Raw genomic sequence first — 14,270 nt, 5'->3', positions numbered from 1 at the left:
TACCGGGCGGGAACGACGGCCCGCGACCGCGGTCAGCCGCGGAGGTAGGCCAGGGTCGCCATCACCCGGCTGTTGCGGTCCTCGTCGGGCGCGAGGCCGAGCTTGGCGAAGATCCGCTGGGTGTGCTTCTCCACCGCGCCCGGGGTGACCACCAGCTGCCGGGCGATCGCGGTGTTGGAGTGTCCCTCGGCGATCAGGCCGAGCACCTCCCGCTCGCGCGGGGTGAGCCGGCGGACCGGGTCGTCGGCGCGGCGGCGGGCGAACAGCTGGGCGACCACCTGGGGATCGAGCACGGTGCCGCCTGCCACCACCTCGGCGAGGGCGGCGAGCAGCTGGTCGAGGTCGGTCACCCGGTCCTTGAGCAGGTAGCCGACGCCGCCGCGGCCGTCGGCCAGCAGCTCGTCGGCGTAGGCGACCTCGACGTACTGCGACAGCACCAGCACCGCCGTCCCGGGCACCGTCCGCCGCACCTCGACGGCGGCGCGCAGCCCCTCGTCGGTGTGCGTGGGCGGCATCCGCACGTCGACGACGGCCACGTCCGGCCGCTCGGCGGTCACCGCGCGCACCAGCGACGGGCCGTCGCCCACGGCGGCCGCCACGGTGGTGCCCGCCTCCTCGAGCAGCCGGACCAGCCCCTCGCGGAGCAGGACCGAGTCCTCGCCGAGCACCACGCGCAGCGACCGGTCGCCGGGGCTCACGCCCACGGCAGCTCCGCCGTCGTCCGGGTCGGGCCGCCGCGCGGGCTGTCGACCACCAGGACGCCGTCGACGGCGCGCAGCCGGTCGGCGAGCCCGGCCAGGCCGTGCCCGGGCACCAGCAGCGCCCCGCCCTCGCCGTCGTCCTCGACGACGACCCGCAGCACCTCTCCGGCCCGCCGCACCTCGACCCGGCACACGCCGGCCCCGCTGTGCTTGGCCACGTTGGCCAGCGTCTCGCTGACGACGAAGTACGCGGTGTTCTCCGTGACCGGCGCCGGCCGCTCGGCGGGCAGGCCGACGGCGAGCTCCACCGGCACCGGCGAGCGGGCGGCCAGCGCGGCCAGCGCGGCGGGCAGGCCGCGGTCGGCGAGCACCGGCGGGGCGATGCCGCGGGACAGCGCGCGCAGCTCCTCCAGCGCCTCCTTGGCGAGGACGCCGGCCTCGGCCAGCGTCGTGCGGGCGGCGGCGGGGTCGCGCTCGAGCTGGCGCTGGGCGCGGGAGAGGTCCATGCCGAGGCGGACCAGGTGCTGCTGCGGGCCGTCGTGGATGTCGCGCTCCAGCCGGCGCAGCGCCACCGCCTCGGCGGCGACGGCGGCGTCGCGGCCGCGGGAGAGCCGGCCGATCTCGGCCTGGGTGGCGGCGCGGGAGGTCAGCATGACCCGGCCGAGCTGGGCCTGCAGCAGCGCGACCGCCCGGACGGCGAACGGGAGCACGGCCGCGGCGACCAGGCCGATCGCCGTGTAGCCGACGATCCGCAGCGGGGTGCCGCCCTCGAAACCGAGCAGCTCGAACAGGTCCTCGTTGCCCTCCTGCGGCAGGGCCCAGTCCCACAGCCCGTAGGTGATCCCGCCGAGCGCCAGCGCCCAGAACGTCACCGTGACGACGAAGGCCACGATCGCCAGCGGGAACCGGACGACGGCGTGCAGCACGTCGAGCCAGGACTGCGGGTCGCGCAGCGGGGTCAGGAGCCGGCGCACCCGGCCGCCGTCGGGGGTCAGGTAGGCCGGGCGCGGGACGGGGCGGCCGAGCACCGCGGGCAGCTGCGCCCGCTCGAGCGCGGCGAACCCGCGGGCGGCGAGCAGGGTGAGCGCCAGGACGGCCAGGCCCACCCAGATCACCAGGGTGCCGACGCCGACGGCCACGCCGGTCACGGCGACGACGAAGGCGGCGATCCCGACCGGCAGCGACAGCAGCGCGTAGCCGGAGTCGACGAGCAGCCGGCGCAGGAGGCCGGCGTGCGACGGGGCGGTCGCGGAGGAGGGCATCACGAGGGTGTCGGTGGTCATGCAGCGAGCCTGCTGGCGCGGGGGCGGCCGGCCGATCCCGTCAGCCGGTCGATCCGCTGTCGGGCTGGCCCGACACCCGCTGCGCTCCTCATGTCGGGGGGATGGTCCCGGTCACGCCGGGCCGGTGTCCAGCGCCCTGGCTAGTGTCGGATGCGATCCCGGGCACGCCTGACGGTGCCGCGCGCCCGCGCGGCCGCGTGCCCGACTGGACGGAGGTCGCCCGTGCGCCCGAGGTCGGTACCCGTCGCGCTCGGCGCGCTCCTCCTGGCCGCCGGCTGCACGGCGTCGACGGCGGCGGAGGGGGACGGGGGCGGCACCGCCCCGGTCGCGACCTCCGCACCCGACCAGCGGCTGACCGTCGTCGCCGACGCCGAGCCCGCGGCGTCCGCCGTCAGCGCCAGCCGCGCGCTGTTCGACGAGGCCGGCGTGGTCGTCGTCGCTCCCGACGGCGACCGGGCGGCCACCCTGCTCGGCGCCTCGGCCGCGGTGGGCCTGGGCGTGCCGCTGCTGCTGGACCCCGAGGGCGAGGACGCCGACGGCGCCGTCGCCGAGGAGATCGGCCGGCTGGGCGCGCGGACGGTCCTCGCCGTGGGCGCCGACACCGCGCCCGGCGACGCCGCCGTCGTCGCCGCGCCCGCGAGCGCCGAGGCGGTCGCCGCCGCCACCGGCCTCGACCTCGCCGACGCCGACCCGGTGCCCGCCGACGGCGAGGCGGCCGCCGTCGCCGCGCTCGAGGCCGAGGCGCCGGCCGCGCTGCGCCCCGAGGACGACGGCACCGCGGCAGACGGCGAGGCCGACGGCGAGCTGCCCGCGGTCACCCGCGCCGAGCCGCTCGAGGGCACCGTCGTCCTGTCCGACGGCGCGCCGGGGTCGCTGGCCGGCGTCGCCACCGCCCGGGCCGCCGGCGCGCGCGTGCAGGTCACCGGCGGGCAGACGGACCCGCGGGCGTCGGCCGACGCGGTCGAGGCGGTGTCCGGCGCGGAGACCGTCGTCGCCCTGGGCGCGGGCTTCGGCGCGGAGGACGGCCTGGACTGGAAGGTGGAGACCGCGGCCACCGGCACCCAGCTGCCCGGCGGCGGGCAGACGCTGTTCCCGCAGCACTTCATGGTGGCGCTCTACGGCCACCCGGGCACCGGCGCGCTCGGCGTGCTCGGGGAGCAGGACGTCGACGCGGCGGTCCAGCGGGCCCGCGACCACGCCGCGCCCTACGAGTCGCTGGTCACCGACGCCACCGTCGTCCCCGCCTTCGAGATCATCGCCACGGTGGCCTCGGAGTTCCCGACCGACGGCAACGACTACTCCTACGAGGCGCCGATCGAGCAGATCCGCCCGTGGGTCGAGGCCGCGGGGGAGGCCGGGCTCTACGTCGTCCTGGACCTGCAGCCCGGGCGCACCGACTTCGTCACCCAGGCCGAGCTCTACCGGCCGCTGCTGGAGCTGCCGCACGTCGGGCTGGCGCTGGACCCGGAGTGGCGGCTCGCGCCGAACCAGGTGCACCTCACGCAGATCGGCTCGGTCGGCGTCGACGAGGTGAACCGGGTGGTGACGTGGCTGGCCGACCTCACCCGCGAGAACCGGCTGCCGCAGAAGCTGCTGGTGCTGCACCAGTTCCGGGTGGACATGATCCCCGGCCGCGAGCGGGTCGACCTGTCCCGCGACGAGGTCGCCGTCATGGTCCACGCCGACGGGCAGGGACCGCAGGGCAGCAAGCAGGACACCTGGCGGGTGCTGCACGGCATCGGCCCCGAGGGGCTGGCCTGGGGCTGGAAGAACTTCTACGACGAGGACTCCCCGATGCTCACGCCCGAGGAGACGATCGCGCAGGTCTCCCCGAGACCTCAGCTGGTCACCTACCAGTAGTTCCCCCTGTGTGACGGAGGCGTCACCCTCGGGAGTTAGCGTCGCCCCCGCGCCCGGGACGCACGGGCGGCACACCGAGGGGATCACGCACACATGCAGCGACGCAGGTACTGGGCCGCGGCCGCGGCCGTCGCGGCGGTGACCGCCGGGGCGGCGACGCCCGCGGCGGCCGCTCCGGCGGCAGCGGCCACCGACGAGCTCGACATCACCCTGCTGGCCACCACCGACCTGCACGGCCGGGTGCAGGACTGGGACTACTTCAAGGACGCGCCGTACACCGAGTCGGCGCGCTTCGCCACGGGCCTGGCCCGGGTCGGCTCGGTCGTCGACAGCGTGCGCGACGCGCGCGGCGAGGAGAGCGTGCTGGTCGTCGACAACGGCGACTTCCTGCAGGGCACGCCGCTGAGCTACTACCACGCGCGGCAGGAGCCGGTCACCGAGACCGGCGCCGAGCACCCGGTGGCCGCCGCCTACGACGCCATCGGCTACGACGCCCAGGTGGTCGGCAACCACGAGTTCAACTACGGCCTGGACCTGCTGCAGGCCTACGCCGACGACGTCGACCACCCGGTGCTCGGCGCCAACGTCCTCGACGCCGTGACCGGTGAGCCGTACCTGCCGCCGTACACCCTGCAGGAGATGGAGGTGCCCGGCCACAAGCCGGTCACCGTGGGCGTCCTCGGCCTGACCACGCCGGGCTCGGCGATCTGGGACCGCGGCAACGTCGAGGGCCGGGTCGAGTTCCAGGACATGGTCGAGGCGGCGGAGCACTGGGTGCCGATCGTCGACGCGCAGGCCGACGTCGTCGTGGTGCTCTCGCACGCCGGCGTGGGCGGCGGTTCGTCCTACGACGGGTCGCAGGCCCCGACGGAGAACCCGACCGACGTCATCGCCCGGACGGTGCCCGGCATCGACGCGATGGTGGTCGGCCACACCCACCGCAACGTGCCGAGCCAGCGGGTCCGCAACGAGGTGACCGGCGACGACGTGCTGCTGACCCAGCCCTACCGCTGGGGCGCCACGGTGTCCCAGGTCGACATCGGGCTGGAGAAGGTCCGTGGCCGGTGGGACGTCGTCAGCACCGCGGCCACGGCGCTGCGCACCGACGCGTACCCCCAGGACCCGGAGGTCCTCGCCGCGACCGACGAGGCGCACCGGACGACGGTCGACTACGTCAACCAGGTGGTCGCCACCTCCACCGAGCAGCTGACCACGGAGACCAGTCGCTACGAGGACACGCCGATCCTCGACTTCATCCAGCAGGTGCAGACCGAGACCGTCGAGGCGGCGCTGGAGGGCACGTCGCGGGCCGACCTGCCGGTGCTGTCCATCGCGGCGCCCTTCAGCCGTGAGGCGGTCTTCCCGCAGGGCGACGTCACGGTCCGCGACATCGCCGGGCTCTACGTCTACGACAACACGCTGGAGGCGGTCGAGCTCACCGGCGCCCAGGTGCGGGCCCACCTGGAGAAGTCGGCGGGCTACTTCGCCCAGGTGCCGGCGACCGGGGACGTGGACCTGGAGACCGTCACCAACGCGGGCGGCCTGCCGGACTACAACTACGACGTCCTCTCCGGGGTCGACTACGACCTCGACGTGTCCCGGCCCGCAGGCCAGCGGGTCACCCGGCTGGAGTTCGACGGCCGGCCGGTGGCCGACGGCGACCGGTTCGTCGTCGCGGTGAACAACTACCGGCGTTCCGGCGGCGGCGGCTTCCCGGGCATCTCGACCGCGCCGGTCGTCTACGACGAGCAGCGGGAGATCCGCCAGTTGCTCATCGACTGGGCCCAGGACCGCCAGGTGATCGACCCGGCGGACTTCCACGACCTGAACTGGCAGCTGGTCCGCGCCGGCGAGCCGCTGGTGCCCTGACGCACCCGTCCCATCCCACACCCGACCGCCCCGCCGGAGCCCTCCGGCGGGGCGGTCGGCGTCCGGGGTGAACAGCCCGCCGGGGACTCCCGTTCCGTCGGTCCTCCGTGGTGGACTACCGCCCGTCGACGGGGATGGCGACCGAGGAGAGGTGGTCCGCGTGACCAGCGTGCTGAGCGGGGTGTCCGACGAGCTCGACCCGCGCTTGCTCGAGCACCGGCGGGAGCTGACCGGCTACTGCTACCGGATGCTGGGGTCGTCCTTCGACGCCGACGACGCGGTGCAGGAGACGCTGGTCCGGGCGTGGAAGAGCTTCGGCTCCTTCGAGGGCCGCTCCTCGCTGCGGTCCTGGCTGTACCGGATCGCCACCAACGTCTGCCTCGACCAGCTCTCCGGGCGCCAGCGCCGGGCCCTGCCGATGGACCTCTCCGGCTCGCCGTGGTCGCCGGTGGAGGCGTCCCTGGCCGCCAAGCGGCCGGCGGAGGCCTGGGTCGAGCCGGTCCTCGACCGCGCGGTCCTGCCCGAGGACGGCGACCCGGCCGAGCGCGCGGTGGCCCGCGAGTCGGTGCGGCTGGCCTTCGTGGCCGCGCTGCAGCACCTGCCGCCACGGCAGCGGGCCGTCCTCCTGCTGCGCGACGTGCTGCGCTGGCACGCCGACGAGGTCGCCGCCCTGCTCGAGACCACCGTCGCCTCGGTCAACAGCGCGCTGCAGCGGGCCCGCGCCACGCTGGCGGCGATGGGCGGCACCCCGGAGGAGCGGCCGCTGGACGCCGACCACCGCGAGCTGCTGGACCGCTACCTCGACGCCTTCGAGCGCTACGACATCGACGCCTTCGTCACCCTGCTGCACGAGGACGCCACCCAGCACATGCCGCCGTTCGAGATGTGGCTGGGCAGCGCCGCCGACATCGGCACCTGGATGCTCGGCCCGGGCAGCGGCTGCCGGAACTCCCGGCTGCTGCTGACCGAGGCCAACGGCAGCCCGGCGGTCGCGCAGTGGCGTCCCACGGACGACGGCGGCCACGCGCCGTGGGCGCTGCACGTGCTGGAGGTCGAGGACGGCCGGATCCGGCACATCACGAGCTTCCTCGACCTGGACAACGACCTGTTCGCCCGGCTCGGCCTGCCGCCGACCCCGGACGCGGCTCCCGCCGCCGGCTGACCTCCCGCCCTCCTCCGCCGCCTCCCACCCCGACCGGGGTCGGGAGGCGGCGGCGCATCAAGGGGTTGTGCTAAATACCCCCTGGGGGTATACAGGCGGCATCGGAGGAGGAGGGGACATGCACACGGACCACACCCGGCAGGCACCCACGACGGACCGGCACGCGGACCACGGCAGGGGCGCCGTTCCCTGGGCCGCGGCGGTGCAGGCCACGCTGCACTGCCTCACCGGCTGTGCCGTCGGGGAGGTGCTCGGGATGGTCATCGGGACCACCCTGGGGCTGTCCACCTGGGCCACGGTCGCGCTGGCCGTCGCGCTGGCGTTCGTCTTCGGCTACGCGCTCACGATGCGCGGCGTGCTGCGCGCGGGCCTCACGTTCCGCCGGGCGCTGCGGGTGGCGCTGGCGGCCGACACCGTCTCCATCGCGGTCATGGAGCTGGTCGACAACGCCGTCCTGGTCGGCGTCCCGGGCGCGATGGAGGCCGGCCTGGGCTCGGCGTTCTTCTGGCTGTCGCTGGCCGCCGCCCTCGCGGTGGCGTTCGTCGTCACCCTGCCGGTCAACCGCTGGCTGATGGGGCGCGGCCTCGGCCACGCCGTCGTCCACGCCCACCACTGACCGCCGCGGTCAGCGACCGCCTCCTCCGTCGGCGGTCGCCGGGTCGGTCGCCAGGTGCAGCCTGCCCCGGAGCCGGCGGGCCCACGGCTCCGGGGCACGGTCGAACTCGGCACCGGCGATCGTCGTCACCACGGCGATGACCGCGATGCAGAGCAGCCAGCCCACCAGCGCGAGCGTCACGCCGAAGAGGCCGTACCGGCGGCTGTAGGACTCCATGAGCAGCGGCATGTAGACCGCGGTGGCCACGGCGTAGAGCGCGGAGCAGACGGCCGCCAGCACGCCCGTGGGCAGCAGCCGCCGCCAGGGGAGGCGGCCCCCGAGCAGCAGCCAGGGGATCGAGGTCCACAGCAGGCAGCTCGCCAGCACGTGGCCCGTCCAGCCCAGCACCCGTGGGACGGAGCCGGGCGCCACCAGCCCGTGCAGGAACGACAGCAGCACGATCATGAGCAGCAGGGCGGCGATGCCCAGCAGCGCGTCGACCGAGCCGCGGAGGCCGGTGCGCGGCGGGAGCCCCCAGGCCTGCTGGTACATCCGCTGCAGCCGGCGGGCCAGCGAGACGGCGGAGAACACGAGCAGGACGACGCTCAGCACGCCGATGCCGGCGTCCCCGGCCGACGCGAACAGCTTCTGCACGTCCGCGGCGGCCGCGCCGGTCAACCGGAACCGGTCGATCACGATGTCGGCGACCAGGGGCCCGTCGCCGCCCGGGGCCAGCAGGGACACGAGCAGGAGCAGCGGGATCAGCGCGGTGAACGCCTGCGCGGAGACGGCCATGGCCCGGTCGATGCCGCGCTGCTCCAGGAAGGCGGCGACGCACCGGCCCGGGAACGTCGTCGCCAGCCGCCCGGTGACCGCCCCGAGCCCGCGGACGACCATGCCGGTCTCACCTCCGCACGGCGGCCGGCGCCACCTCCGCCGGCGTGGGCGACGGTGCGAGGCGCGTGGCGGGGAGGGAGCGGGTCAGGAACAGGCTCAGCAGGGCGACGGCGGCCGCCGCGAGGAGCGCCGTCCTCAGGCCGAGCAGCTGCGCGTCGGCGTAGGTCGCCACCAGGGCGTCGACCTCAGCGGCGGAGATCCCCGCCTGGTCGAGGGCGGCCCGCGCCTGGTCGACCGGGACGAAGCTGGCGCCGCCGCCGATCGCCACCCCCACCTGGTCGGCGACGGCGTCGCTGACCTGCGGGTCGCTGGAGATCCCGCGCAGGGCGGCGGCGGTCAGCGTGCCGATGAGGACCGAGCCGACGAACGCCGTCCCGAGCGACGACCCGAGGTTCTGCGCCGTGTACTGCAGGCCACCGACCTCGCTGCGGTCGGCCTCCCCGGCGCTGGACTGGGCGACGTTGCCGAGCTGGGCGGCCAGCAGGCCCATCCCGATCCCCAGCAGCGCCATCGCCATCCCGAAGGAGAGGTCGTCGAGCTCCGGCCGGACCGTCGCGAGCAGCCACAGGGACGCCGCGACCAGGACCGCGAAGCCGACCCGCACCACCGCGCGCGGGCTGGCGACCCGGTTCAGCAGCGGTGCGCTCATCGCCGTGACCAGCATGAGCACCGAGACCGGGAGCAGCCGCAGGCCGGTCTGGAACGCGTCGAGCCCCAGCACGACCTGCAGGTACAGCGGCACGGTGAAGAAGACGCCGAGCAGGACGAGGTTCTGCGCGACGAGCGTCTGCACGGCCGCGCGCAGCGGTGGGACGGAGAACAGCCGCCAGTGCAGCAGCGGCTCCTCGCCGCGGGCCTCCCGGTGGCGCAGCCACGACCGCAGCAGGCCCAGCAGCGCCAGGCCGGCGCCGATGACGAACGGCGTCAGCGCGAAGCCGAGGACGGTGACCGGCGAGTTGCGCGGCTGCAGCCAGCCCCACGTGGTGCTCTGCAGCACCCCGAGGACGACGAGCGCCAACCCGAGCGCGGAGAGCGCCGCCCCGACGGCGTCGATGCGGGGACGCGGGCCCGGCGTCGGCGCGTCCTCGACCCAGCGGAGCCCCGCGAGGACGGCCACCACCACGACGACCTCGCCGGCGAAGACCAGCCGCCAGCTGAGGTAGGTCGTCACCCAGCCGCCGAGCAACGGGCCGACGGCGATCCCCGCCCCGGCCAGCCCGCCGATGACCCCGTACGCCATGGCCCGGTCCCGGCCCCGGTAGTTGCCGCCCACCAGGGCGGCGAGCGCGGGCAGGACGAGAGCCGCGCCCAGTCCCTCGATGACCGACCAGCCCAGGGCGAGGACCAGCACGGTGGGGGCCAGGGCGGTGATCAGGGACCCCACCGCGTAGACGACGAGCCCCACGGCGAAGGCGCGCCGCCGGCCGATCCGGTCACCGATCTTCCCTCCGGTGACCATGAACGCGGCCATGACGAGCGTGTACACGGTGATGACCGCCTGGATGGTGGTGACGGTCGTGTCGAAGTCCTCGACCAGCTGGCTGATGGACACGTTCATCACCGCGGTGTCGAGGACGGCGAGGAACTGCGCGGCCCCCAGGACCGCGAGCGGCTTCCAGCGCGTCACCGTTCGACGCTGACCGCTGCAGCGACGGCGGCGCATCGTCCCGGTCGCATGATCGCGGTGGTCCGGAGCGCCGGTGGCACCTCACCCGCAGGCGACCGGGGACGACCGCCGAGGATGGGGCGCGTGAAGGTCTACGTGTCGTCGGACATGGAGGGCACCGCAGGTGTCGTCGACTGGGCGCAGTGCCGCGGCCCGGGCGGGGAGTACGAGCACTACCGGCGGCTGCTGCAGGACGAGGTGAACGCCGCGATCGCGGGGGCGGTGGACGCCGGCGCCACCGCGTTCCTCGTCAACGACTCGCACTCGACGATGCAGAACCTGCGCCCCGGCGAGCTGCTCGGCAACGCCCGCTACCTCGCCGGCCGGCACAAGCCGATGTACATGATGGAGGGGCTGGACGGCTCCTTCGACGCCGTCTTCCTCGTCAGCTACCACGGCTCGGCGTCCGGGCCGTCGTCCGTGCTGTCGCACACCTACAACCCGGCGGCGATCGCCCGGGTGCGGCTGAACGGCGTCGAGGTGGGGGAGTCGGGCATCAACGCGCTGGTCGCCCTCGGCCACGGCGTGCCGGTCGTGCTGGTCACCGGCGACGGGACGACGGCCGAGGAGGCGCGCGCGGTGTGCCCGGGGATCGAGGCCGCCGTCGTCAAGCGGTCGGTGACGCGGTTCGCGGCCGAGAGCCTGCACCCGGACGAGGCGTGCGCGCTGATCCGCGAGAAGGCGGCCGCCGCCGTGCGGGGCCTGTCCGCCGCCCGGCTGCCGGCGATCGCGCTGCCGGCGACGCTGGAGGTCACCTTCCGCAACGCGGACCTGGCCGAGCTGGCCACGCGGATCGTCGGGGTCGAGCGCGCCGGGACCCTCGACGTCCGGATCCCCGACCACGACCCGGTCGCCCTCTACCGGACGTTCGTCACCGTCGTGCTGCTCACCCGCGGGTTCACCGACTGAGGCCGGCCCGGCGGGGCTAGATGCGGGTCAGCCAGACCACCGGCGGCCGGGCGCGCCGGGCGGCGAACGCCTCCAACTGCGTCTCGCTCGGGCGGCAGCCGCCCGGGCAGTCGAACTCCACGGCCCGCCCGTCGACCCACCCGACGGCCGCCGGCCGCCGGCAGTTCGGGCAGTCCTCCCACGTGACCCGCTCGCTGGCTTCCATCGTCTCGCCTCCCCGGTCCCGGGAGACTGCCCGGGAACGGGAGAGGACCTGGGCGCGCTGTTCGATCCAGGGACCCCTCGTCGGGAGAACGGTAGCCCCGTGTCCCGCGCACAAACCCGGGGCGAACGGACGGCCTGTTCCGGTTCGCCGGGGTGCCGATCGGGGCGAGCGGGTGACGGGAACCGGACCCGCACGGCCGGCTGGGAGGCTGACTTCCCGGCGTCCCCACCCGCTGGTCAGCGGGCTGTCCGCTGTGCACCGTGCCGTCAGCGGGCCTCTGCCGACCGGCAGGTGACCGACCCACGGCCGGGAGCCCGGGACCGCCGGGAGCGGCGGCCGCTCAGCGCCCCGGGCCCGCGGGCGTCCCGTCGGCGCTGGCCGGCCCGCTGCACGGCGGGCCGGGGTGCGCGATGAGGGGCCAGGCTCGGGATGCCCAGCTCCCACAGGGCCTCGTTGAGCACCTGGGCGAGGACGTCGTGCTCGGTGTCCGGCCAGGCGGCACTGCCGTCGAGGTAGGCGGCCAGCGCGGCCTGGGGGTGGTCCCCGCCGACGGTGAGGTAGCGCCACCACAGGTCGCTCAGCGTCGAGCCACCCAGTCGCCAGGCGACGACGGTCAGCGGGCAGACGGGTGCGGAGCAGGGGGACACCGGGTTCCTTCGCGCCGGACACCGGCCGGCCGTGGGGACCGAACGGCGGATGGCGGCGGCTGAGAGGGCGATCCGCGGCCGGTTGCTCGACGCGACTGCTCCATCATGCCCCGGTGTCCGTCCCGGTCAGCCGCCACGCGTGCCCGTCGGTGCCGGCGTGGCCTCGGCCGGCGCCGCGACACCTGCGCTGCCGGCAGGTCCGTGCCGGCCCGGATCGGGACGGCGGCCGGCACGGTCAGGTGGCCGTCGGTGCCCCCGGTCAGGTGCCGGGGGCTGCGGCGGCGCTCCGGTACGCGGCCTGCACGATGCCGTAGCAGTCGCAGGACGCCTCGTGCAGGGCGTCGGGGTCCAGGACGGTGATCCGGCCGCGGGTGTAGCGGATGACGCCCGCCTGCTGCAGCACGCCGGCAGTGAGCGACACGGTGCCCCGGCGCACACCGAGCATCTGGGCGAGGAACTCCTGGGTGAGGGTGAACTCGTCGGCGCCGACGCGGTCGCGGGTCTGCAGCAGCCAGCGGGCGCACCGCTCCTCGGTGGTGTGCAGCCGGTTGCAGGCCACGTTCTGCGACAGCTGGACCATCGTGGCCTGGGTGTAGCGGTGCAGCAGGGTGTGCAGCGCGCCGTCGGTCGACAGGAACCGGCGCAGCTCACCGACCGGCAGGCGCAGCGCCGTGCCGGCGATCTGGCAGACGGTGTCGTGCGGGCTCTCGCTCGTGCCGAGGAAGGCCGGCAGGCCCGCCATGCCCTCGAAGCCGATGGTGGCGACCTCGACCGCCGCCTCCCCCTCGACGGTGGCGAGCACCGACAGCACGGAGTCGACGGGGAACCAGACCTGGTCGATGTTCTTGCCGGGCTCGTAGAGCTGCTCGCGGACGTCGAGCTGCACCGGCTCGAGAGCAGGCCGCAGCCGGTCGAACTCCTCGTCGGGGAGGTGGTCGAGCAGCAGGTTGCGGCGCGGGTCCGGCTGTGTGCGGGTGGGCGTGGACACGTGCCGCTCCTCCCGGGACGGGACCCCTCTGTGCTCCGGGCCCGGGAGGGTTACCCGCGGGCGCCGGGCCTCATGCCGGCACGGTCGGACGCGCACCCAGCCGCGCCCACGGCGCCACGGGCACGGCGAACAGGTCCGCGGCGCCCGGTGCCATCACGTAGGCCACCAGCGCCGGCGCCACCAGGGGCAGCGGCAGGACGTGCTCGACGCAGCCGGTGGCCAGAGCCGCGCTGGGCATGCCCGGCGCCTCCGCGTCGTCCGGGTCCTGGACCAGCACCCGCCCGCCGGCCCGCCGGACCGCGCGCACCCCGGCGGCCCCGTCGGACAGCCGACCGGTCAGCACGACGGCCAGCACCCCCCGACCGAAGGCAGCGGCGGCGCCGGTGAGCAGCTCGTCCGCCGTGCGGGCCGTCGCGCAGGGGCGCAGCGACAGGCGACCGTGCGGCTGCAGGTCCGCCGTCATCCCGGCCGGCAGCACGGTCACCCCGCGCGGCAGGGCACCGGGCGTGGCGGTGTGCACCGGGAGGTCCCCGCGGGCCCGCAGCAGATCGGCGAGCACGTCCGGCGTGCCGGACCCGCGGTGCTGCACCACCAGGACCGGCACCGGGAAGTCCGCCGGCAGCCCGGACACGACGGTGCCCAGGGCGCGCACCCCGCCGGCGCTGGCGGCCAGCACGACGACCGAGAAACCGGGGCGCCGGCCGGGAAGGGATGCCGTCGCCACCCGATCGACGGTACTCCTGTGTCGGGTACCTGACACAGTGCGCGCGGCGTGTCCCGCCTCGACCCGCCCGGCTCCGGCGACCCGGTGGAGCCGCCCGGCGGTCGCTACCGTCCGCGCGCGGTGGGCTGGAGTTCGCCGGTGTGGGCGACGTCGTCGGCCACCACCGCCAGCTCACGTCGTGGCGGCTGCTGCACTGCCGCAGCAGGTCGAAGGCCTGGTCCTCGGTCACCCCGTGACGGGCCACGAGGATGCCGATGGCCTGGCCGATGCGCCGGTTGCTCGCCGGCGCGACCTCGAGGTCCGCGGCATGGCGCTCGGCTGCGGCCAGTCGGCGGCGCAGCCCGGCGGGGCCGGTGACCGTGGCCCGCCGCGCGTGGACGGCGACCTGGAGAGTCACGCTGCGGGCGCGCATCTCGGCTGCCTCCCGGCGGACCGTCTGTGCCAGCGCGCGCTGCGCCTGGGCCCGGGCCCGCACGGTCGTGCCGCCGTCCGGCGGCGCACTCGCCCCGTGGGCTCCGCGTCCTGCACGGTCGTGGTGCCCTCGTCCGCCTGCTCGCGGTCGATCCGGTGGCACGTGGTCGGACCACCCGGTGCCCCGATTCCCCAGGGAGTGGCGCCCAGCGTGCCACCGGCCGATCCGGGCGCGCAAAGGCGTCCCGACGGCACCCGTGTCGCGGCCGCCGGCTGTGGTGAGCACGTGTGCTGCAGTCGGGCCGGGAGCCGACGTCGAGTTCCGCTCGCCGGCGCTGAGGCGTGCCGGCCGC

General features: G+C 75.6%; 13 protein-coding genes and 1 pseudogene. 5 read left to right on the top strand and 9 right to left on the bottom strand.

Going from position 1 to position 14,270, the window contains the following annotated elements:
• Positions 1-32 precede the first annotated feature (32 nt).
• Together ACI796_RS08305 and ACI796_RS08300 are read right to left on the bottom strand one after the other, a co-directional pair.
• The gene (locus ACI796_RS08305; protein ID WP_456940751.1) at positions 33-704 is read right to left on the bottom strand and encodes a response regulator; all 672 of its coding nucleotides are present in this window, start codon (positions 702-704) and stop codon (positions 33-35) included.
• Positions 695-1,984 (bottom strand): sensor histidine kinase, encoded by a 1,290-nt coding sequence (locus ACI796_RS08300; protein WP_456940750.1) that lies wholly within the window; start codon positions 1,982-1,984, stop codon positions 695-697. Before ACI796_RS08300 ends, ACI796_RS08305 begins: the two co-directional genes overlap by 10 nt.
• A 222-nt stretch (positions 1,985-2,206) precedes the next feature.
• Between ACI796_RS08300 and ACI796_RS08295 the strand changes: the two genes are divergently transcribed.
• The 4 genes from ACI796_RS08295 (at position 2,207) to ACI796_RS08280 (ending at position 7,491) form a co-directional block, all read left to right on the top strand.
• On the top strand, positions 2,207-3,844 hold the full coding sequence (locus ACI796_RS08295; protein ID WP_456940749.1) for a hypothetical protein: 1,638 nt from the start codon (positions 2,207-2,209) through the stop codon (positions 3,842-3,844).
• A gap of 93 nt (positions 3,845-3,937) precedes the next feature.
• Positions 3,938-5,713 (top strand): bifunctional metallophosphatase/5'-nucleotidase, encoded by a 1,776-nt coding sequence (locus ACI796_RS08290; RefSeq protein WP_456940748.1) that lies wholly within the window; start codon positions 3,938-3,940, stop codon positions 5,711-5,713.
• Positions 5,714-5,873: 160 nt separating this feature from the next.
• Positions 5,874-6,875: a sigma-70 family RNA polymerase sigma factor gene (locus tag ACI796_RS08285; protein WP_456940747.1), complete on the top strand. Its 1,002-nt coding sequence runs from the start codon at positions 5,874-5,876 to the stop codon at positions 6,873-6,875.
• Positions 6,876-6,993: 118 nt separating this feature from the next.
• Positions 6,994-7,491, top strand: a complete 498-nt coding sequence (locus ACI796_RS08280) for a DUF4396 domain-containing protein (protein ID WP_456940746.1) — start codon at positions 6,994-6,996, stop codon at positions 7,489-7,491.
• 9 nt (positions 7,492-7,500) lie between these two features.
• On the opposite strand, the gene ACI796_RS08275 is transcribed toward ACI796_RS08280, so the two are convergent.
• Both ACI796_RS08275 and ACI796_RS08270 read right to left on the bottom strand, forming a co-directional pair.
• Positions 7,501-8,367, bottom strand: coding sequence for a YhjD/YihY/BrkB family envelope integrity protein (locus tag ACI796_RS08275; RefSeq protein WP_456940745.1), 867 nt, complete (start codon positions 8,365-8,367; stop codon positions 7,501-7,503).
• Positions 8,368-8,374: 7 nt separating this feature from the next.
• Positions 8,375-10,030: an MFS transporter gene (locus tag ACI796_RS08270; protein WP_456940744.1), complete on the bottom strand. Its 1,656-nt coding sequence runs from the start codon at positions 10,028-10,030 to the stop codon at positions 8,375-8,377.
• An 87-nt stretch (positions 10,031-10,117) separates the two neighbouring features.
• On the opposite strand from ACI796_RS08270, the gene ACI796_RS08265 reads away from it, so the two are divergent.
• Complete coding sequence (locus ACI796_RS08265) at positions 10,118-10,942, top strand: M55 family metallopeptidase (RefSeq protein WP_456940743.1); 825 nt, start codon at positions 10,118-10,120, stop codon at positions 10,940-10,942.
• Positions 10,943-10,958: 16 nt separating this feature from the next.
• On the opposite strand, the gene ACI796_RS08260 is transcribed toward ACI796_RS08265, so the two are convergent.
• From ACI796_RS08260 to ACI796_RS08240, 5 genes and pseudogenes are all read right to left on the bottom strand, one after another.
• Positions 10,959-11,147, bottom strand: a complete 189-nt coding sequence (locus tag ACI796_RS08260) for a hypothetical protein (RefSeq protein ID WP_456940742.1) — start codon at positions 11,145-11,147, stop codon at positions 10,959-10,961.
• A 266-nt stretch (positions 11,148-11,413) separates the two neighbouring features.
• Entirely contained in the window at positions 11,414-11,794 is a 381-nt protein-coding gene (locus ACI796_RS08255) for a hypothetical protein (RefSeq protein WP_456940741.1), read from the bottom strand.
• 259 nt (positions 11,795-12,053) lie between these two features.
• Complete coding sequence (locus tag ACI796_RS08250) at positions 12,054-12,782, bottom strand: Crp/Fnr family transcriptional regulator (protein WP_456940740.1); 729 nt, start codon at positions 12,780-12,782, stop codon at positions 12,054-12,056.
• A 70-nt stretch (positions 12,783-12,852) separates the two neighbouring features.
• Positions 12,853-13,506 (bottom strand): chemotaxis protein CheB, encoded by a 654-nt coding sequence (locus tag ACI796_RS08245; RefSeq protein ID WP_456940739.1) that lies wholly within the window; start codon positions 13,504-13,506, stop codon positions 12,853-12,855.
• Between the two features lie 229 nt (positions 13,507-13,735).
• A pseudogene (locus tag ACI796_RS08240) lies at positions 13,736-13,918 on the bottom strand (hypothetical protein); the annotation flags it as partial.
• Positions 13,919-14,270 lie beyond the last annotated feature (352 nt).

The organism is Geodermatophilus sp. SYSU D00525 (assembly GCF_054050475.1).
The sequence above is the reverse complement of the archived record's forward strand: the minus strand, read 5'-3'. Positions and strand labels throughout refer to the sequence as shown.

What these genes read in the sequence shown, in the direction of transcription:
- ACI796_RS08280 (WP_456940746.1), top strand. Translation starts at nt 6,994, where the DNA reads ATGCACACGGACCACACCCGGCAGGCACCCACGACGGACCGGCACGCG.
- ACI796_RS08275 (WP_456940745.1), bottom strand. Translation starts at nt 8,367, where the DNA reads ATGGTCGTCCGCGGGCTCGGGGCGGTCACCGGGCGGCTGGCGACGACG.
- ACI796_RS08260 (WP_456940742.1), bottom strand. Translation starts at nt 11,147, where the DNA reads ATGGAAGCCAGCGAGCGGGTCACGTGGGAGGACTGCCCGAACTGCCGG.
- ACI796_RS08270 (WP_456940744.1), bottom strand. Translation starts at nt 10,030, where the DNA reads ATGCGCCGCCGTCGCTGCAGCGGTCAGCGTCGAACGGTGACGCGCTGG.
- ACI796_RS08300 (WP_456940750.1), bottom strand. Translation starts at nt 1,984, where the DNA reads ATGACCACCGACACCCTCGTGATGCCCTCCTCCGCGACCGCCCCGTCG.
- ACI796_RS08290 (WP_456940748.1), top strand. Translation starts at nt 3,938, where the DNA reads ATGCAGCGACGCAGGTACTGGGCCGCGGCCGCGGCCGTCGCGGCGGTG.